Raw genomic sequence first — 17904 nt, 5'->3', positions numbered from 1 at the left:
GGCTTGCCCACCATGTTCGAACTTGAAACCGCGTCCCAGACCGACAACCTGCGCCGCGTTGCCATCGATCCTGTTTCCCGGGTCGAAGGCCACGGCAAGGTGACCCTGCTGCTGGACGATCACAACCAGGTGCAGCAGGTGCGCCTGCACATCGTCGAATTCCGGGGCTTCGAGAAATTCATCCAGGGCCGCCCCTACTGGGAAGTGCCGGTGATGGTGCAGCGCCTCTGCGGCATCTGCCCCGTCTCCCACCATCTGGCGGCCTCCAAGGCCCTGGACCTGGTGGTGGGCGCCGTCAGCATCACGCCGACGGCGGAAAAGATGCGCCGCCTCATGCACTACGGCCAGATGCTGCAGTCCCACGCCCTGCATTTCTTCCACCTGTCCTCGCCCGACCTGCTGTTCGGCTTCGATTCCGACGTGGGGCAGCGCAACATCGTCGGCGTCGCCGCCGCCCATCCGGAGGTGGCCAAGCAGGGCATCCTGCTGCGCAAGTTCGGCCAGGAGGTGATCCGCGTCACCTCCGGCAAGCGCATCCACGGCACCGGCGCCGTTCCCGGCGGGGTGAACAAGGCCCTGGATCCGGCCGACCGGGCCATGCTGCTGCAGGACGTGGAGCAGATGATCGTCTGGAGCCGGGATGCGGTGCATCTGACCAAGCGCCTGCATACCAGCAACCCGGCCCTCTACGACCAGTTCGGGCTGTTCCGTTCCAACCTCTTCAGCCTGGTGCGGGCCGATGGTGCCCTGGACTTCTACCACGGCCACCTGCGTCTGCGGGACGGGGACGGCAAGGTGCTGCTGGACGGCGTGGACTACCAGAACTACCACCACCTGCTGACCGAGGAGGTGAAGTCCTGGAGCTACATGAAATTTCCCTATGTGACCGCCATGGGCCGGGAACAGGGCTGGTACAAGGTGGGGCCCCTGGCCCGGGTGCAGAACTGCGACTTCATTCCCAGCCCCCTGGCCGAGATCGAGCGGCGCGAATTCATGGACCACGGCCAGGGCGGCCTGGTGCATGCGCCCCTGGCCTACCACTGGGCCCGCATGATCGAAATGCTGCACGCCGCCGAAGTTATCAAGGAACTGCTGGCCGACGACGACCTGCTGGGGGATGACCTGATGTCCTGCGGCGACCGCCGCCGCGAAGGCGTGGGCGTGATCGAGGCGCCCCGGGGCACCCTGATCCACCATTACCAGGTGGATGAGGACGACCTCGTCACCATGGCCAACCTGATCGTCTCCACCACCCACAACAACCAGGCCATGAACGAGGCGGTGCGCCAGGTGGCGCGCCAGTACCTGAACGGCCGGGAAATCACCGAAGGGCTGCTCAACCATATCGAGGTGGCCATCCGCGCCTTCGATCCCTGCCTTTCCTGCGCCACCCACGCCCTGGGCCAGATGCCCCTGACCGTGGAACTGCTGGACGGCAGCGGCCGCCTGCTGGACCGCCGGGTCAAGGGATGACGCGCCGGCTGGTGGTCTTCGGCATCGGCAACCCCAGCCGCGGCGACGATGCCCTGGGGCCCCTGCTGTTGCAGCGCCTGGAGCAGGCCCGTCTGCCCGGAGTGGTGACGGTGGAGGATTTTCAGCTGCAGATCGAGCACGCCATCGACCTCCAGGGTCGGGACCTGGCCCTCTTCATCGATGCCGGGGAGGGCACGCCGGCGCCTTTCAGCTTCGCCCCGGTGACGCCCCTATTCAATCCGGCCCACAGCACCCATTCCCTGGCTCCCGGCGCCGTGCTCGCCGTCTATGGCCAGGCCCTGGAACAGGCGCCGCCGCCGGCCTACGTCCTCTGTGTGCGGGGCCAGCGCTTCGAGTTGGGGGAGGGGCTCAGCCCCGCCGGGCGCCAGCACCTGGAGGCGGCCTGGGACTTTCTCCGCCAGCTGTGCACCGAGCCGGACCCGGAACGCTGGAGCCAGCTCCGGCCCCTGCCCGGATTGCCGCCCCTGCTCTAGGATTCCGGGCCGCCGGTGAATTGACCTGCATCATGGTTTGTTCCCGGCCGGCCGACAGATCATGGCGCATGCTGCCCGGGGGAGGGTGGCTCCTTTTTGGCAGAACGACCATGACCCATCCGACGTCCACCCAGCCCGGCCTGCTCCTGCGCGGCTTCCTGCTGCTGTTCCTTGCCGGTTCCCTCCAGGCGGCGCCCTGGCCCAGCCCGGTGGCTTCCTACCAGGCCGTGGCGGCCGGGGAAGGGCGGGGCGAGGACATCCTCCTGGCGGCGGCCCCCGATTCGGGGCTGGAAGTCTCCTACGATGCGGCCAGCCGGCGCCTGCACCTGCACTACCCCATGGCCTTCAACCAGCTGACCGAAGGCTGGAGCTGGCGGCCCCTGGCCGATCCGGCCAGCGAGGACTACTACCGCTTCAAGTATCTGCCCCTGGGCAGCGTGAACGAGGAGCGGGACAGCTATGTGGGCGAGGACAAGATCGGCGAGCCGGAAACCATGCGGGTGCTCTGGCGTTACGACTATTTTCTGGCCTTCGACAATCTCTACGACTTCATGCCCCGGGGTACCGACGACGAAGCCGGCTTCGACGCCGAACTGACCCTGGAGCCGGAGCAGGCGGCGCCCCTGCTGGAACCGGGGGCGGTGAGCCTGATCGCCCGGGTGCACCTGCAGGAGCCCTACGTTTCCGAGAGCACCACCTTCTGGAAGGCCATCCATGCCCGGCCCACGGATTTCACCCTGAAGAAGCGCTACCTCATCGGCGAGGTGGAGGAAATCCGCTTCGTTACCGGGCAGAATCGAGTGCTGGCGCAGCTTCTGCGGCATCCGCAACAAAAACAGCAGAGCGGCAAGCCGTAAGGGCACAGCTTGCCGGGGGCTGCCGTGCTAAAATCTCGTTCTGTCACAAAACCTAAACTCAAAATTCATGTTCGGACGTCTGATGCCCCAAGAGGGCAAGTTTTTCGACCTGTTCAACGCTCACGCAGAACAGATCGTGCAGGGTGGTCAAGCCTTGGCCACCTTCATCAACCATCTGGGACGTAACCCCGAAGAGGCCACCCAGGCCGCCGACGCAGTGGATACCGCCGAAAGCCGGGCCGACAAGATCACCCACGAGACGGTTGCCCTGCTGCACAAGACCTTCATCACCCCCCTGGATCGGGACGAGATCCACTCCCTCATCACCGGCATGGACGACATCCTGGACCTGATCCAGGACGTGACCCAGACCGTCTCCCTCTACGACATCCGCAAGGGCACCCCGGAAGCCATCCAGCTGGCCGAAATCTGCGTCTCCTGTTGCGACCGGGTGCGCTGGGCCGTCTCCCTGCTGCCCAACGCCGACCAGGGCCCGGCCATCCTCAAGACCTGCGAGGAAATCGACCGCCTGGAGTCCGACGCCGACCGCGTCATGCGTTCCGCCATGTCCCGCCTGTTCCGCGACGAGCCGGACGTGCGCCAGCTGATCAAGCTCAAGGCCATCTACGAACTGCTGGAAACCGTGACCGACCGCTGTGAGGATGTGGCCAACATCCTCGAAGGCATCGTCCTCGAAAACTCCTAAGCGATAACCATGACTGGTCTCGAAATCAGCCTGGGAGTCGTGGTGCTCCTGGTGGTGCTGGCGTTGGCGTTCGATTTTATGAACGGCTTTCACGATGCCGCCAACTCCATCGCCACCGTGGTTTCCACCGGGGTCCTGAAGCCCCACCAGGCGGTGGCTTTCGCCGCCTTCTTCAACATCGTCGCCATCTTCATCTTCCAGTTGAAGGTGGCCACCACCATCGGCAAGGGCACCATCGATCCGGCCATCGTGGACCACATCGTCATCTTCGGTGCCCTCATGGGGGCCGTGGTGTGGAACCTGGTGACCTGGTTCTACGGCATCCCGTCCTCCTCCTCCCACGCCCTCATCGGCGGTCTGGTGGGGGCGGCCCTGGCCAAGTCCGGTCCCGATGCCCTGATCGCCGCCGGCATCCTGAAGACCGTGGCCTTCATCTTCGTCTCCCCCCTGCTCGGCTTCATCCTCGGCACCCTGCTCATGGTGGCGGTGTCCTGGCTGTTCTTCCGCACCACGCCGCGCAAGGTGGACAAGTGGTTCCGCCGCCTGCAGCTGGTTTCCGCCGGCCTCTACAGCCTGGGCCACGGCGGCAACGACGCCCAGAAGACCATCGGCATCATCTGGATGCTGCTCATCGCCGCCGGCCTGTCCCAGTCCAGCGACCCGATCCCCGTCTGGGTGGTAGTCTGCTGCTACGTGGCCATCGGCCTGGGCACCATGTTCGGCGGCTGGCGCATCGTCAAGACCATGGGCCAGAAGATCACCAAGTTGAAACCCGTGGGCGGCTTCTGCGCCGAGACGGGCGGGGCCATCACCCTGTTCCTGGCCACGGCCCTGGGCATTCCCGTGTCCACCACCCACACCATCACCGGCGCCATCGTCGGCGTCGGCTCTGCGCGCAAGTTCAACGCCGTGCGCTGGGGCATCGCCGGCGGCATCGTCTGGGCCTGGATCCTCACCATCCCCTGCAGTGCCCTCATTGCAGCCGGTGCCTGGTATCTGGGCAGCTTCCTGCTTTGATTCCCCGCCGCCCGCCCCGTCCGGGGCGGGCATAATGGAGCCTGACTCCATTTCCGCTCCACACCCATGGTCTGGCTCAAGCTCCTGGCGGTGATCGCCGCCTCCGTCCTGCTCGTCTGGTCTTTCCCCTTCCTTTGGGAAATCGGCATCGCCGCCATTTTCGGCGCCTGTTTCTGGCTCTTCGCCCGGCCGCCGCAAAACCGTCCCCCCGCCGACGACGGCCAGCCATGAGGGCATTGCCCCAGCGTCTCCGCGGAGGGCTGTGGATTGCCGCTTCCGCCGCCGGTTTCGGCGCCATGGCCATATTCGCCAAGCTGGCCTATGCCGAGGGCGTCGGCCTGGAAACCCTGCTCTTCCTGCGCTTTGCCCTGGGCGGAGCCTGCCTCGCCCTGATCCTGCGCTGGCGGCGCCAGGCCTGGCCGGCCCCGGCCCTCTGGCCCGGGCTGGCGGCCATGGGCGGGATCGGCTACGTGGGCCAGTCCTACTGCTACTTTGCCGCCCTGCGCCATGCCTCGGCCGGACTCACGGCGGTGCTGCTCTATCTCTATCCGGTGCTGGTGACCTTGCTCGCGGCCCTGCTGGGGCGCCAGCGGCTCAGCAGGCGCAAGCTGCTGGCGGTGGGGGCCGCCTTCGTCGGCACCCTGCTGACCATCGGCGGCAGCCTGGCGGGCACGCCCCTGGGCATCGGCCTGGGCCTGGCGGCAGCCCTCATCTACTCGGTCTATATCCTGGCCGGAGAGCGCCTGACGGCCCGGGCCGGGGCCCTGGCCTCGGCTGCCGTGATCATGCTGGCGGCGGCGGTGGTGTTCGGCGTGCTGGCTTTTCATGCCGCCTCGCCGTGGCCGGCTTCCCTGGCGGGATGGGCGGCGGTGCTGGGGATCGTGGTGTTTTCCACCATCGTCGGCATGGTGGGGTTCTTCGCCGGCATGGCCAAGCTGGGGGCGGCGGATGCGGCCACCCTGTCCACCCTGGAGCCGGTGGTGACCCTGGTGCTGGCGGCCCTGTTTCTCGGAGAGGCGGTGGGGGGCTGGCAGTTGGCCGGCGGCGCCCTCATCCTGGGCGCGGTGGTAGTCCTGGTGCGCAGCCCGGTCATGCCGGAGAGGCGCGCCGGATAAGGCGCTCCGGCCATGCCCCGGTGTCGTGCCCGGGGCATGGGCCTGGTGGCAGCGGGCTTACTCGGCGATGGGCCGGGCGGAGGTGATGAAGGAGAGGGCCTTGGTGCTGTAGAGGTCCACATGCACCGCTTCCACCTGGGGCGTGTTCACGGTGGCCTCGGCCTGCCAGCGGATGAGGAAGTTGGCGCCGGAACCGCCTTCGTCCTCCCGCCGCTCGATGAACAGCTCCAGGGTGCCCAGGGGCGGAATGGTGCGCACCTTGGGCACGAAATCCTTGAGCAGCTTGCCATCCGTGTCGTAGTAGCGGGCAGAGAGCACCTTGATGGGGTTCTTCGTATCCGTGTTGCGCACGCTGACCAGGGCCGACAGGTAGGACTTGTCCGGATTGCCGCTCTTGTCCAGGTTGCCGTGCCAGAGGTGGGAATAGATGGGCAGGTAGAGGGTCTGGCTCTTGGCCTGGTAGATCTCCTGGGCCTGGACCGGGGCCGCCAGCAACGCCCCGGCCAGCATCAGGCCGGCGAGGATCTGCAGCGGGCGGAGCAGGCGATGGGGCAGGGCGTTGGCGTTCATGACAGTGGTCCCTTGGCAATGGTCAGAGGAGGAAGGCCCGCAGGGCATCGAGCACCCGGTCCGGCTGTTCCGCCATCATGGCATGGCCGGCGCCGTCGATCTCGGCCTTGCGTACGTCCTTGAGGGCTTTTGCCAGGTCGCCGGCGGCCCGGGGCGGGGTCATCAGGTCCCGCTTGGCGATCACCAGCAGGGCAGGGCATTGCACCTTGGCGGCGGCTTCCAGACCGGTCTGGTAGTCGTTGCAGTTGGACAGGTCGACGAACAGGGAGCCGGCCCGAGCGCGGCGCATCAGGGCCAGGCTGGCCCCGGGCTGCCAGGCGCCGGGCACGGTGTTGCCGCCCAGGCCCTGGGCGTTGGACCATTGGTTGATCATGCGGTAGGCCTTTTCCGGCTTGTCCTTGGCGGCGGCCAGGAGCTGTTCGGAGACGGCCATGGGCACGGCGCTGCCGAGCAGGGCGATCTTGCCGATGCGGCCGGGGTGGCGGGCGGCGGCTTCCAGGGCGGTCAGGGAGCCCATGGAGTGGCCGGCCAGCACGGCTTTTTCCACGCCGGCGGCGTCCAGCAGGTCGGCCACCCAGTCGGCCAGGGCGCCGATGGAAGCCAGGGGCTCGCCGCCGGAGCGGCCGTGGCCGGGCAGGTCCACCGCCAGCACGCTGTAGCCGTGGTTGGCGAAATAGCGGCTCTGCAGGCCCCACACCGTGTGGTCGTTGGCGGCGCCGTGGAGGAAGACCAGGGCGGGCTTTTGCGGGTCGAAGGTCTTGCCGCCGGTGTAGGCGTAAATCTTGGTGTCGCGGACGATCAGTTCCATGGCCCCCTCCTTACGCCGCAGCCTTGGCCGCAGCGGCCAGGCCCCGGGATAGGTCTTCGATGAGGTCGTCCGCATCTTCCAGGCCCACCGAGAGGCGGATGGTGCCGGCGCCGATGCCGGCCGCCAGCAGGGCCTCGTCGGACATGCGGAAGTGGGTGGTGGAGGCCGGGTGGATCACCAGTGACTTGGCATCGCCCACATTGGCCAGGTGGGAGAAGAGCTTCAGGGTCTCGATGAATTTCTTGCCGGCGGGGCGGCCGCCCTTGACGCTGAAACTGAAGACGGAGCCGCAGCCGCGGGGCAATAGCTTCTGGGCCAGGGCATGGTCCGGGTGGCTTTCCAGGCCCGGGTAGGCGACGCTTTCCACAGCCTCGTGGGCAACGAGGAAATCCACCAGCTTGCGGGCGTTTTCCACATGGCGCTGCATGCGCAGGGGCAGGGTTTCGACGCCCTGCAGGATCTGGAAGGCGTTCATGGGGCTCATGCAGGCGCCGAAGTCGCGCAGGCCTTCGCGTCGGGCCCGCAGCAGGAAGGCGGCGACGGTGGATTCCTCGGCGAAGTCCATGCCGTGGAAACCGTCGTAGGGCTCGGTCAGGGTGGGGAATTTACCGGAGGCTTCCCAATCGAAATTGCCCGAATCCACCAGCACGCCGCCGACGGCGGTGCCGTGGCCGCAGAGGAACTTGGTGGCGGAGTGGAAGACCAGGTCGGCGCCGTGCTCGAAGGGCTTCAGCAGGTAGGGGCTGGTGAAGGTGGAATCCACCAGCAGGGGCAGGCCGTGTTCGTGGGCCAGGGCGGAAATGCGGGGAATGTCCAGCACGTCCAGGCCCGGGTTGCCCAGGGTCTCGCCGAAGAGCAGGCGGGTGTTGGGGCGGATGGCGGCGCGCCAGGCATCCACGTCCCGGGTGGGAACGAAGGTGGTCTCGATGCCGAAGCGGCGCAGGGTGTAGTCCAGCAGGTTGTGGCTGCCGCCGTAGAGGGCGCCGGAGGCGACGATGTGGCTGCCGGCCCCCATCAGGGTGGCCACGGCCAGGTGCATGGCGGCCTGGCCGCTGGCGGTGGCGATGGCGCCGACGCCGCCTTCCAGGGCGGCGATGCGCTCCTCCAGCACCGACACGGTGGGATTGGAAATGCGGGAATAGACGTGACCGGCCCGTTCCATGTTGAAGAGGGCGGCGGCCTGGTCGGAATCCTTGAAGACGAAGGAGGTGGACAGGTAGATCGGGGTGGCGCGGGCGCCGTACTGCGGGTCGGGCACCTGGCCGGCGTGCAGGGCCAGGGTGTCGAGGGTGTAGCCGTCCTTACCGGCCATGGGCGTTCTCCTGAGGGTCTCGTTGTTCTTGGGCTGTCAGGCCGGCATGTCCGGCAGCAGCATGTCTTCCAGCAGCCTGATGCGGTCCTTGAGCTGCAGCTTGCGCTTTTTCAGGCGCCGCACCAGGAGCTGGTCCGGCGGCGGGTTGGCGGTGAGGTGTTCGATCACCAGGTCCAGGTCCCGGTGTTCCACTTCCAGCTCGTGCAGCCGGCCGCGGATGATGCCGGCCTCGTCGTCGCTCAGGGTCATGGGCTGTTTACATTCGTAAAATGATCTTTGCCGGCGGCTTTCTTCCCGCGAGGGAAGGGGCCGCCAAGGCAGGATCGAGGACGCATTGTGGACCATTCCACAGCGTACGGAAAAGGGCATAGAATAGACCGTACAATTCTAACCTTATGGAGGAGATCCATGTCCCACACCGTCATTGTCGTTTTCGGCAAAGGCAAGGAGTACGAATTCAAGTTCACCCAGGCAGACCTCGGCGGCCAGACCGCGGAAGAGGCCCGTCGCTGGTTCGACAAGGAATTCGTCACCCTGGAATGCGAACCCTCCAATCCGGTGGGCAAGGTCCTGATCATCGACAAGGTACTCAACGTCGCCAAGTACGGCGGCGAAGCCCGCTTCGCCGAGGCCGGCGGCTGGGCCAAGGACTTCACCCGTAACGCCGCCCTGGCCCTGGGCCGCGATACGGTGCGGGTGGATGTGGCCGATTTCATCATCGGTTACTGAAACCGCAGCGGCGGGAAAAAAGAACGGCGCACCTCGGTGCGCCGTTCTGCTTTTGTGCCTCAGTCTTTGCCATCGGCCAGGGCCGGGTGCCGGGCCAGCTCCCGGGTCCATTCCAGGGGCGGCTGGGATGCGGCGACGTACTGCCGGTGCCGCCGCAGATAATCGCCCAGCAGGGTCCGGCCGGGGCCGGCCGCCGCTCCGCTGTAGGCCTGCAGCAGGCCCCGGTAGCACTGGCGGAAGCGGCGGGGCTCGCCCTGCCAGGCATCCACCTGCTGCAGCAGCCGTTGCAGGAGCTGGGCGTCCTGCAGCAGGCGCCGGCCGTCCCAGGGATTGGGCCGGTCCACGGCGTGGCACAGGTATTTGAGATCGATGAAGCGCAGTCTGTCGCCGCTGCGGAAGGCCAGCAGGGCCCGGGCGGAGCGGGGCGAGGCGGCCAGGGCGCCGCTGTCGCCGAAGGCCAGGCGAATACGCTGCAGGGCCCGGGTCATGGGCGCCGGATTGGCGGGGTCGGCTGCCGGGTCCAGCCTGGGGCAGGGCTCCCCCAGGGCCAGGGCGAGGGCCTGCAGGTCGCTGCCGGTTTGGCTCACGGGGCATCCAGGGGGCAGCGGCTGTCCCCCTCCTGGAGCCGCGGCCGCAGGGCCGGAGCCCGTTCGCCGAGATCGCGGAATTCCAGGCGCAGTTCGATGCGGCGGCTTTCCTCGGCGCTGGCCTTCTGGAAATTGAAGGAGGAGCCGCCCACCAGGAACAGTTCCCGCACCGTCTGCTGGTCCGTCTCCGAGAGGGCGTCGGCGCTGCCGGCCGGGCTGGCGAGGAGGGCGCAGAGGACCCGCTCCGAGCGCTGCAGGCTGAGATTGAGGTTGTACAGATAGCTGCCCCGGGCGTCGGCGAAGCCCTCGACCACGATCTGCTTCAGCCATTTGCCGGCCACCGGGTCCCGGGCCAGGGCCAGGATCTTCGGCACCAGTTGCCGCAGCAGGCGGGCCTGTTCGGCGGAGAGCTTGTGGCTGTTGGTGTCGAAGCGGGCCCGTTCGCCGAAGTCCACGGACTGGCCACGCAGGGTGACGCCGGGGAAGTCCCGGGTCATGTCCCGCACCCGCTGCAGCACCTCCCGGATGTCTTCCTCGCGCCGGGTCTTTTCCCGCTCGCTTTCGGAAATCTCGTGGGTGACCGCCAGCAGGGCCACGGTCATGGCCACCAGGAACAGCACCATGAGGCCCGACATGAGGTCGGAAAAGGAAATCCAGAAGGGCTTTTCCCCTTCCTCGCGGCGGGCGCGGCGTTTGCCGGGCAGGAGTCCGATCATGGCGGCGGTTTAGCCCTTGCCGTCGGCGAGGACGTCGCCCAGGTGTTCGATGGCGTCCTTCAGGTAGCCCACGGCCTCGGCCAGCTCCCGCTGGAACTGGGCGTTGCCGGCCTTGAGGGAACGCTCCACGTTGTCGGCGAAGGCGCCGTGGGCCTTGGCCAGGACCTCGCTGACGCCCTGCAGATAGACGTCGGCCCGCTGCTCGGCCCGGGCGAGGGACTGGGCGGCGCTTTCCAGGCGGCCCACCACCTCGCTGTTGAGGGCGGCCTCCCGCTGGGCCAGGGCCACCGTGCCCTGCACTTCCTGCAGCAGTTCCCGCAGGCTGGCGCCGACCTTGTGCTGCTGTTCCAGCAGCTGGCCGTTGCCGGCGCTGGCGGCGGCCAGGCTGCCGGCGGCGCTCTGGATGGCACGCCCGGCCTCGGCCACGGTCTGGGCGGTGTGGTCGAAGCTGCGCCCGGCGGCGGCGAAACCGCCGCAGGCCAGTTGCACGGCTTCGGCGCCGGCGCTGAGCTGGCCCATGGCCTGGCTGCCGGCCCGGTTGAAGCTGGCGACGCAGCCTTCCAGGATGGCGGCGGCATTTTTCAGTTCCGTGGTGACCCCCTGCAGATGGCCTGCCACCTTGCCCATGAGCTTGTCGGTCTGCTCCGTCAGGCGCTCCTGCTGGGCCTGCTGGCCGCCGCCGATGGCCTCGGAGACGCCGGCCACCTGCTGGGCGAGCTGGCCGGCCAGCTGGGCCATGGATTCCTGGATGGCTTTTTCCAGACGCTGGCTGCTGGCCTCGAAACGCTGGCCGGTGGCTTCCAGGCTTTGCAGCAGGCGGTCCTGGCGCTGCTCCGCCTCCCGTTCCTGGCGTCCCAGCTGTTCGCCGATCTGCTGGCCCACATTGCCCAGCAGGCCGTCCAGGGCCTGGCTGATGCCGCCGGCCACCGCCTTGCCCTGCTGGGCCTCCATCCGTTCCAGAGTCTGGGTCAGGCGCTCCAGGGGCGCGCGGATGCTGTCGCCGACGGCGCCGGCCAGGCCCGCCGTCATGTTCTCCAGCTGGCGCTGGCCGGCCTGTTGCTGCTGCTCCAGCAGGCTGGCCATGGCCTGGTGCATTTCCGCCACCAGGGCCTGGCGCAGCTGGGCGGCCTGTTGTGCCGCCTGCTGGGCGGCGCCCTCGCTGGCGCCCACCAGGCGGGCCAGGTATTCCTCGCCGATGCCGGTGTCGAAGAGACTGTCGATGAGCTGGTTGAGCCGTTCCACCTGGCGGTAGCGGGCCACCACCAGGGATTTTTCGACCCAGGTGAGGAGCATGGCCAGGCCGATGGCGATGGCGGAAATCTTGAAGGCATGGCCGACACCCTGGATCAGCTCCCTGAGGCTGCCCCGCACCACGTCGGCGCTGGCGGAAACCTCGAAGTGGGTGAGGCCGACGATGAGGCCGGAAAAAGTGCCGAGGATGCCGATGCCGGTGAGGATGCCCGGCAGGTGCTTGTAGAACTCGGCCCGCAGGGGCGTATCCACCAGGGCCTGTTCGGTGAGGAAGCTTTCCGCCAGGGCCGTGGCGCGCCAGCGGGGGCCGGCCTCGGTGCGGGTCGGGTGTAGGGTCTGGGCGTATTCGCGCCACAGGTGGGCCAGGGGCGGGGCGCCCATGATGTCGCGGCCGATCTGCTGGGGATCGGGGTTGCCGCCGCTCTCCCGCAGTTGCTCCAGCTGCCCGATGGTGCGGCGGAAGAGGCGGCCCAGGCCCAGGGCGGGCAGGACGAAGCGGAAGATGAAACCGGTGCAGATGGCCGCCAGGAGCAGGGCGATGACCAGCATGTGGCCCGGAATGTCGGTGGCGGCGAGGAGGGAAGTGAGGGAGGAAGGCATCGGGCCCGGCGGGTCAGGGTGGTCGGCAAAGGCGGCAACGAGCCCGGATTCTAGCACCCCGGCCCGGCGCTGCTGCCGGTGGCCTCCGCTGCCGCAGCGGGGGAGTGGTGCGGGTCCGGGATTGATGCGGGTTTAGGGTGGCTGGAGGCCGGCGCCATTCCTGGCCTCCAGCCATGGCATGGCCGGGAGGCGCTTGCCGCCTGCCCCGGCGGTAGGGGGTGTCCGAGGTGGTCGTCGCCAGGGCCTGGGTGGGAACTATTTGCATCTGTCATCTTTGCAGAGTGGAAAGAAAGTTTCCAGGTGTCGGCTTTGTGACGTCGCAAGGTTTACAACTTTATGAAACGCCATTTCACGCGAGTTCCGTAGCTGCTTGATTGTTATGGTTTTGCCCTGTCTGGCACGGTTCTTGTAATCGTCCCACCCCAAATAAGGGCGCGGCGATCCCCGCGCAACCATGCAAATAGCCCCGTGGGAACGGGGCAACAGACCGAGGGTGAGGCCATGCAAGAGCAAAAACTCCAGTCCCTGGAAATCCACGAGCACGTCATCGAGGCGGCCAAGCGCCTGGAAATGGGCCGCCGGGAATTCCTCCAGTTCTGTACGGCCATGGCCGCCACCCTGGGCCTGCCGGCCGGGGCCGAGGCCGCGGTGGCCGAGGCGGTGGCGGTGAAGAAGCGTCCCTCCGTCATCTGGCTGCACTTCCAGGAATGCACCGGCTGTACCGAATCCATGCTGCGGGCCGAGCATCCCACCATCGAGAAGCTGATCCTCGACGTCATCTCCCTCGACTACCACGAGACCCTCTTCGCCGCTGCCGGCCACCAGATCGAGGCCGCCAAGCAGGCCGCCATGAAGGCCAACAAGGGCCAGTACCTGCTGGTGGTGGAAGGGGCCATCCCGACCAAGGATGGCGGCATCTACTGCAAGGTGGGCGGCAAGACCGCCATCGACATCGTCAAGGAATGCGCCACCGACGCCGCCGCCATCATCGCCATCGGCTCCTGTGCCTCCTGGGGCGGCATGCCTTCCACCGACCCCAACCCCACCGGGGCCGTGGGGGTGAACAAGATCATCGACAAGCCGGTGGTGACCATTCCCGGCTGTCCGCCCAACCCCTACAACTTCCTTTCCACCGTGGTGCACTTCCTCACCTTCGGCCAGCTGCCGCCGGTGGATGAACTGGGTCGTCCCAAGTTCGCCTATTCCCGCCTGGTGCACGAGAACTGCGAGCGTCGCGCCCACTTTGACGCCGGCCGCTTCGCCATGGAGTTCGGCGACGAGGGCCACCGCAAGGGCTACTGCCTGTACAAGCTGGGCTGCAAGGGTCCCGAGACCTACGCCAACTGTCCCACCATCCTCTTCGGCGACGCCGGCGCCGGCACCTGGCCCGTGGCCTGCGGCCACCCCTGCATCGGCTGTACGGAGCAGGGCGTGGGCTTCCAGAAGCCCATCCACCAGACCGCCAAGGTCATGACCTACGCCCCGCCCGCCTCCTTCCCCCGCATCGTCGAGGAACAGGGCAAGGGCGCCTCCCTCGGTGCTGCCGCCGTGCTGGCTGCCGTGGCCGGGGCCGCCGCCGGGGCCGGGGCCATGGTGGCGAAGAACCTGGGTCTCTCCCACGCCGCCGAGGAGGCCGAGAAGGCCAAGCAGTCTTCCGAACAGAAACCCGCCGAGAAGGTGTGACCATGACTTCCCGTCGCAATTTCCTGAAAGGGACGCTGGCGGGGGGCGCAGCCGCGGCTGCGGTCTCCGTTTCGGTGAGTGGCCCGGCCTGCGCCCGGGACAACAATCCCCAGCCCGAGGGCGCCCTGGGCCTGCTCTACGACGCCACCCTGTGCGTCGGCTGCAAGGCCTGCGTCGCCGCCTGCAAGGAGGTCAATGGCAACCCGGCGGAGTTCTCCACGCCTGAACAGCTGTGGGATACGCCTCTGGATACCACCGCCAAGACCTTCAACGTCATCAAGATGTTCCGCAGCGGCACCATGGAGACGAAGGACGATCCGGACAACGGCTACGCCTTCATGAAGACCTCCTGCCTGCACTGCAACGATCCCTCCTGCGTCTCGGCCTGCCCGGTGTCGGCCATGACCAAGGACCCGGTCACCGGCATCGTCGGCTACGACGCCGACGCCTGCATCGGCTGCCGTTACTGCGTTGCCGCCTGTCCCTTCGGCATTCCCAAGTACGACTACTCCTCCGCCACCGGCAAGATCGGCAAGTGCGAGCTGTGCCGCCACCGCCTGCCGGAAGGCAAGTACGCCGCCTGTGCCGAGGTCTGCCCCACCGGCGCCACCCTCTACGGCAAGGTGTCGGACCTCAAGGCCGAGGCCGAACGCCGCCTCTCCCTCAAGCCCGGCACCAAGACCGTGTTCCAGCGCGGCCAGCTGGGGGGCAAGGACCAGAGCTACGAAAACGTGGTGGGCCATTACGTGCAGCACGTCTATGGCGAGAAGGAAGTGGGCGGCACCCAGGTGATCAAGCTGTCCGCCGTGCCCTTCGAGAAGGTGGGCCACAAGCCCCTGCCCGAGCGTTCCGCCTCCTCCAAGTCGGAAACCCTGCAACACACGCTCTACGGCGGGCTGGTGATGCCCCTGGCGGTGCTCGGCGTGATGACCTATTTCGCCAAGCGCAACGTCAAGCCTGACGACGACGAGCTGTAAGGGAGAGATCGCAATGTCTGCACAACAACACGCTGCACCCACCCCCGTCGGCGGCAAGCTGCTGACCCCGGTGACCCTCACCGCGGCGACCCTGATCGTGGTGGCCCTGGCCATCATCCTGGTCCGTTTCGTCTTCGGCCTGGGAGCCGTCACCAACCTCAACGACGGCTACCCCTGGGGCCTGTGGGTGGTGGGCGACGTGGTCATCGGTTCCGCCTTCGCCTGTGGCGGCTTCTCCGTGGCCATGCTGGTCTACATCTTCAACAGGGGCGAATACCATCCCCTGGTGCGCCCGGCCCTGCTGGCCTCCCTCTTCGGCTACACCCTGGCCGGTGTCGGCGTCATCTTCGACCTGGGCCGCTGGTGGAACTTCTGGCACATCCTGACCCCGGGCTACGCCTCGGCCAACTCGGTGATGTTCGAAGTGGCCCTGTGCATCTCCCTCTACATCGTGGTGATGTGGATCGAGTTCTCCCCCACCTTCATGGAAAAGTGGGGCATGCACGAGAAGCGCAAGAAGCTGAACAAGGTGATGTTCTTCTTCATCGCCCTGGGCACCGTGCTGCCCATGATGCACCAGTCCTCCCTCGGCTCCCTGCTGGTGGTGATGGGCACCCAGGTGCATCCCCTGTGGCAGTCCATGGCCCTGCCGCTGATCTACCTGCTTTCCGCCATCACCATCGGCTACGCCGTGATTCTCTTTGAATCCTGCATGGCCGCCGCCGGCTTCCGCCGCCAGATGGAGACCCACATCCTGACGCCTCTGTCCAAGGTCATGCTGGGCATGCTGGCGGTGTTCCTGGTGGTGCGGGTGGGCGACCTGGTAGTCCGCGGCGCCTTGCCCCGGGCCTTCGAGGGCAGCCTGCAGGCCCTCATGTTCTGGCTCGAGATGGCCTGCTTCATCGCCCCCCTGGCGCTGCTGGGCAAGGAGACTTCCCGCCGCAACCCGGCCCGCCTCTTCGTCGGCGCCGTGCTGTTGATGCTGGGCGGCGTCCTGCTGCGCATCAATTCCTACCTGGTGGGTTACGAGACCGGCGACGGCTGGCACTACTTCCCCTCCGTCCCCGAAATGCTGGTCACCTTCGGCATGTTTGCCATCGAGGTCTTCGGCTACATCGTCATCACCCGCCGCTTCCCGGTCTTGGCCGCGGAAGACGCTGCTGCACACTAAGAATTCAAGGAGAAACCCAAAATGACCAAGCGCGTAACGATCGATCCGGTGACCCGCATCGAAGGCCACCTGCGGGTGGACGTGGAAGTGAATGGCGGCAAGGTGACCAAGGCCTGGTCTTCCGGCCAGATGTGGCGCGGTGTGGAGAACATCCTCATCGGCCGCGACCCCCGCGACGCCTGGGCCATCACCCAGCGCATCTGCGGCGTGTGCACCACCGTCCACGCCATCTGTTCGGTGCGGGCCGTGGAGGATGCGCTGAAGCTGGAAATTCCGGTGAATGCCCAGTACATCCGCAACATGATCATCACCGCCCACAACCTGCACGACTCCATCGTGCATTTCTATCATCTCTCCGCCCTCGACTGGGTGGACGTGGTCTCCGCCCTGCAGGCCGACCCGGACAAGGCTTCCGCCCTGGCCGAGAGCCTCTCGCCGTGGAACCGCAACGGTAAGCACGAGTTCCGCAAGGTCAAGGAAAAGATCGCCGGCTTCGTCAAGACCGGACAGCTGGGCATTTTCACCAACGGCTACTGGGGCCACCCTGCCATGAAACTGCCGCCGGAAGTGAACCTGATCGCCGTGGCCCACTACCTGCAGGCCCTGGAAATCCAGCGCTTTGCCTCCAAGATCGTTTCCGTCCTCGGTTCCAAGTCCCCCCACATCCAGAACGTGGCCGTGGGCGGCGTCGCCAACCCCCTGGCGGTGGATTCCCAGTCCGTGCTGACGGTGGAACGCCTGCTGGCGGTGAAGGAATGGATCGAAAAGCTGGACGAGTTCGTCAAGCAGGTGTACCTGCCCGACGTGGCCGTGGTCGGCGCCCATTACCCCGAGTGGACCAAGATCGGCCGCGGCATCGTGGACTACCTGTCCGTGCCCGACCTGCCCCTGGACGGCAAGGGCACCCAGTTCGCCCTGCCCGGCGGCTACATCCAGAACGCCGACCTCGGCACCTTCAAGCCCATCACCCAGTTCGGCGACAAGTACTTCGAAGCCGGCGTTTCCGAAGCCGTCAAGCACGCCTGGTACTCCTACAAGGACGGCGACAACGCCACCCTGCACCCCTACAAGGGCGAGACCACGCCGAACTACACGGACTTCCAGGACGAGGGCAAGTATTCCTGGCTGAAGTCCCCCACCTTCTACGGCAAGCCCGCCCAGGTCGGCCCCCTGTCCCGCATGCTGGCCATGCTGGCCGCCGGCCACGAGCCCACCAAGAAGTACGCCACCCTGGCCCTGGACACGGTCTCTTCCCTGGCCAAGACCAAGATCGGCCTGGATGCCATGCACTCCACCATCGGCCGCCATGCCTCCCGGGCCGTGGTGGCCTGCGTCCAGGTGGACGAACTGGCCCACCAGTGGGACCTGCTCCTGGCCAACATGGGCAAGGGTGACCTCAAGACCTACAACAAGCCCACCTTCCCCAAGGGCGAGATCGCCGGCGTCGGCTTCCACGAAGCGCCCCGCGGCGTGCTCTCCCACTGGGTGGTGATCGACGACGGCAAGATCAAGAACTACCAGTGTGTCGTGCCCACCACCTGGAACGCCGGCCCGCGTAACGAAAAGGGCGTTTCCGGCGCCTACGAGGCCTGCCTGCTGGACAACCCGGTGGCCGATCCCGAGAAGCCCCTGGAAGTGCTGCGCACCGTGCACTCCTTCGACCCCTGCCTGGCCTGCGCCGTGCATGTGGTGGACAAGGAAAACGACCAGGTGGTGAAGGTCAAGGCGGCCTGAGCTGCCGGCTTGAAGGGAAACGGCGGCGCCGGTGGTGCCGCCGTTTTATTTGGTGCCCCGGCTCTTCCCGCAGCATTTCTTGCGTTGCCTCAAACCGGCCCGGG

Annotated in this window: 19 protein-coding genes; 12 read left to right on the top strand and 7 right to left on the bottom strand. The window is 67.0% G+C overall.

The window, feature by feature from the left end:
* Positions 1 to 12 precede the first annotated feature (12 nt).
* From EV678_RS05155 to EV678_RS05130, 7 genes are all read left to right on the top strand, one after another.
* The gene (locus tag EV678_RS05155; protein WP_130458751.1) at positions 13 to 1473 is read left to right on the top strand and encodes a Ni/Fe hydrogenase subunit alpha; all 1461 of its coding nucleotides are present in this window, start codon (positions 13 to 15) and stop codon (positions 1471 to 1473) included.
* Positions 1470 to 1967, top strand: coding sequence for a hydrogenase maturation protease (locus tag EV678_RS05150; protein ID WP_014238041.1), 498 nt, complete (start codon positions 1470 to 1472; stop codon positions 1965 to 1967). Before EV678_RS05155 ends, EV678_RS05150 begins: the two co-directional genes overlap by 4 nt.
* A gap of 110 nt (positions 1968 to 2077) precedes the next feature.
* Positions 2078 to 2824: a hypothetical protein gene (locus tag EV678_RS05145; RefSeq protein WP_130458750.1), complete on the top strand. Its 747-nt coding sequence runs from the start codon at positions 2078 to 2080 to the stop codon at positions 2822 to 2824.
* Positions 2825 to 2891: 67 nt separating this feature from the next.
* Complete coding sequence (locus tag EV678_RS05140; RefSeq protein ID WP_043798343.1) at positions 2892 to 3530, top strand: DUF47 domain-containing protein; 639 nt, start codon at positions 2892 to 2894, stop codon at positions 3528 to 3530.
* A gap of 9 nt (positions 3531 to 3539) precedes the next feature.
* Positions 3540 to 4547 carry an inorganic phosphate transporter gene (locus EV678_RS05135; RefSeq protein WP_130458749.1) on the top strand — a complete coding sequence of 336 codons (1008 nt, stop codon included), beginning with the start codon at positions 3540 to 3542 and terminating at the stop codon, positions 4545 to 4547.
* 66 nt (positions 4548 to 4613) lie between these two features.
* Positions 4614 to 4778 (top strand): hypothetical protein, encoded by a 165-nt coding sequence (locus EV678_RS16040; protein WP_014238037.1) that lies wholly within the window; start codon positions 4614 to 4616, stop codon positions 4776 to 4778.
* On the top strand, positions 4775 to 5662 hold the full coding sequence (locus EV678_RS05130; protein ID WP_130458748.1) for a DMT family transporter: 888 nt from the start codon (positions 4775 to 4777) through the stop codon (positions 5660 to 5662). Before EV678_RS16040 ends, EV678_RS05130 begins: the two co-directional genes overlap by 4 nt.
* A 57-nt stretch (positions 5663 to 5719) precedes the next feature.
* Here the strand turns inward: EV678_RS05130 and EV678_RS05125 are convergent, their stop codons facing one another.
* From EV678_RS05125 to EV678_RS05110, 4 genes are read right to left on the bottom strand one after another with little or no spacing between them, the layout of a single operon-like run.
* On the bottom strand, positions 5720 to 6232 hold the full coding sequence (locus EV678_RS05125) for a DUF3124 domain-containing protein (protein ID WP_130458747.1): 513 nt from the start codon (positions 6230 to 6232) through the stop codon (positions 5720 to 5722).
* Positions 6233 to 6254: 22 nt separating this feature from the next.
* Positions 6255 to 7040, bottom strand: a complete 786-nt coding sequence (locus EV678_RS05120) for an alpha/beta fold hydrolase (protein ID WP_130458746.1) — start codon at positions 7038 to 7040, stop codon at positions 6255 to 6257.
* Between the two features lie 10 nt (positions 7041 to 7050).
* Positions 7051 to 8352 carry an O-acetylhomoserine aminocarboxypropyltransferase gene (locus EV678_RS05115; protein WP_130458745.1) on the bottom strand — a complete coding sequence of 434 codons (1302 nt, stop codon included), beginning with the start codon at positions 8350 to 8352 and terminating at the stop codon, positions 7051 to 7053.
* 36 nt (positions 8353 to 8388) lie between these two features.
* Positions 8389 to 8601, bottom strand: a complete 213-nt coding sequence (locus EV678_RS05110) for a YdcH family protein (RefSeq protein WP_014238032.1) — start codon at positions 8599 to 8601, stop codon at positions 8389 to 8391.
* 159 nt (positions 8602 to 8760) lie between these two features.
* Between EV678_RS05110 and EV678_RS05105 the strand changes: the two genes are divergently transcribed.
* The gene (locus EV678_RS05105; RefSeq protein WP_130458744.1) at positions 8761 to 9081 is read left to right on the top strand and encodes a hypothetical protein; all 321 of its coding nucleotides are present in this window, start codon (positions 8761 to 8763) and stop codon (positions 9079 to 9081) included.
* A gap of 59 nt (positions 9082 to 9140) precedes the next feature.
* Here EV678_RS05105 and EV678_RS05100 read toward each other — a convergent pair whose 3' ends face one another.
* From EV678_RS05100 to EV678_RS05090, 3 genes are read right to left on the bottom strand one after another with little or no spacing between them, the layout of a single operon-like run.
* The gene (locus EV678_RS05100; RefSeq protein ID WP_130458743.1) at positions 9141 to 9668 is read right to left on the bottom strand and encodes a hypothetical protein; all 528 of its coding nucleotides are present in this window, start codon (positions 9666 to 9668) and stop codon (positions 9141 to 9143) included.
* Positions 9665 to 10384, bottom strand: coding sequence for an OmpA family protein (locus EV678_RS05095; RefSeq protein ID WP_130458742.1), 720 nt, complete (start codon positions 10382 to 10384; stop codon positions 9665 to 9667). Before EV678_RS05095 ends, EV678_RS05100 begins: the two co-directional genes overlap by 4 nt.
* Positions 10385 to 10393: 9 nt before the next feature.
* The gene (locus EV678_RS05090) at positions 10394 to 12235 is read right to left on the bottom strand and encodes an apolipoprotein A1/A4/E domain-containing protein (RefSeq protein ID WP_130458741.1); all 1842 of its coding nucleotides are present in this window, start codon (positions 12233 to 12235) and stop codon (positions 10394 to 10396) included.
* A gap of 501 nt (positions 12236 to 12736) precedes the next feature.
* On the opposite strand from EV678_RS05090, the gene EV678_RS05085 reads away from it, so the two are divergent.
* From EV678_RS05085 to EV678_RS05070, 4 genes are read left to right on the top strand one after another with little or no spacing between them, the layout of a single operon-like run.
* On the top strand, positions 12737 to 13918 hold the full coding sequence (locus tag EV678_RS05085; RefSeq protein ID WP_014238027.1) for a hydrogenase small subunit: 1182 nt from the start codon (positions 12737 to 12739) through the stop codon (positions 13916 to 13918).
* Between the two features lie 2 nt (positions 13919 to 13920).
* The gene (hybA, locus tag EV678_RS05080; protein WP_014238026.1) at positions 13921 to 14895 is read left to right on the top strand and encodes a hydrogenase 2 operon protein HybA; all 975 of its coding nucleotides are present in this window, start codon (positions 13921 to 13923) and stop codon (positions 14893 to 14895) included.
* A gap of 13 nt (positions 14896 to 14908) precedes the next feature.
* Positions 14909 to 16066 (top strand): Ni/Fe-hydrogenase cytochrome b subunit, encoded by a 1158-nt coding sequence (hybB, locus tag EV678_RS05075; RefSeq protein WP_130458740.1) that lies wholly within the window; start codon positions 14909 to 14911, stop codon positions 16064 to 16066.
* Positions 16067 to 16087: 21 nt separating this feature from the next.
* Positions 16088 to 17800: a nickel-dependent hydrogenase large subunit gene (locus EV678_RS05070; RefSeq protein ID WP_014238024.1), complete on the top strand. Its 1713-nt coding sequence runs from the start codon at positions 16088 to 16090 to the stop codon at positions 17798 to 17800.
* The last annotated feature ends 104 nt before the right edge of the window (positions 17801 to 17904 follow it).

The organism is Azospira oryzae (assembly GCF_004217225.1).
GTDB classification, from domain to species: domain Bacteria; phylum Pseudomonadota; class Gammaproteobacteria; order Burkholderiales; family Rhodocyclaceae; genus Azospira; species Azospira oryzae.
This window is presented reverse-complemented; position numbering and strand designations above follow the sequence as displayed.

Coding starts and splice junctions, on each gene's coding strand:
- EV678_RS05155 (WP_130458751.1), top strand. CDS start 13: ATGTTCGAACTTGAAACCGCGTCCCAGACCGACAACCTGCGCCGCGTT.
- EV678_RS05150 (WP_014238041.1), top strand. CDS start 1,470: ATGACGCGCCGGCTGGTGGTCTTCGGCATCGGCAACCCCAGCCGCGGC.
- EV678_RS05145 (WP_130458750.1), top strand. CDS start 2,078: ATGACCCATCCGACGTCCACCCAGCCCGGCCTGCTCCTGCGCGGCTTC.
- EV678_RS05140 (WP_043798343.1), top strand. CDS start 2,892: ATGTTCGGACGTCTGATGCCCCAAGAGGGCAAGTTTTTCGACCTGTTC.
- EV678_RS05135 (WP_130458749.1), top strand. CDS start 3,540: ATGACTGGTCTCGAAATCAGCCTGGGAGTCGTGGTGCTCCTGGTGGTG.
- EV678_RS16040 (WP_014238037.1), top strand. CDS start 4,614: ATGGTCTGGCTCAAGCTCCTGGCGGTGATCGCCGCCTCCGTCCTGCTC.
- EV678_RS05130 (WP_130458748.1), top strand. CDS start 4,775: ATGAGGGCATTGCCCCAGCGTCTCCGCGGAGGGCTGTGGATTGCCGCT.
- EV678_RS05125 (WP_130458747.1), bottom strand. CDS start 6,232: ATGAACGCCAACGCCCTGCCCCATCGCCTGCTCCGCCCGCTGCAGATC.
- EV678_RS05120 (WP_130458746.1), bottom strand. CDS start 7,040: ATGGAACTGATCGTCCGCGACACCAAGATTTACGCCTACACCGGCGGC.
- EV678_RS05115 (WP_130458745.1), bottom strand. CDS start 8,352: ATGGCCGGTAAGGACGGCTACACCCTCGACACCCTGGCCCTGCACGCC.
- EV678_RS05110 (WP_014238032.1), bottom strand. CDS start 8,601: ATGACCCTGAGCGACGACGAGGCCGGCATCATCCGCGGCCGGCTGCAC.
- EV678_RS05105 (WP_130458744.1), top strand. CDS start 8,761: ATGTCCCACACCGTCATTGTCGTTTTCGGCAAAGGCAAGGAGTACGAA.
- EV678_RS05095 (WP_130458742.1), bottom strand. CDS start 10,384: ATGATCGGACTCCTGCCCGGCAAACGCCGCGCCCGCCGCGAGGAAGGG.
- EV678_RS05090 (WP_130458741.1), bottom strand. CDS start 12,235: ATGCCTTCCTCCCTCACTTCCCTCCTCGCCGCCACCGACATTCCGGGC.
- EV678_RS05085 (WP_014238027.1), top strand. CDS start 12,737: ATGCAAGAGCAAAAACTCCAGTCCCTGGAAATCCACGAGCACGTCATC.
- hybA (WP_014238026.1), top strand. CDS start 13,921: ATGACTTCCCGTCGCAATTTCCTGAAAGGGACGCTGGCGGGGGGCGCA.
- hybB (WP_130458740.1), top strand. CDS start 14,909: ATGTCTGCACAACAACACGCTGCACCCACCCCCGTCGGCGGCAAGCTG.
- EV678_RS05070 (WP_014238024.1), top strand. CDS start 16,088: ATGACCAAGCGCGTAACGATCGATCCGGTGACCCGCATCGAAGGCCAC.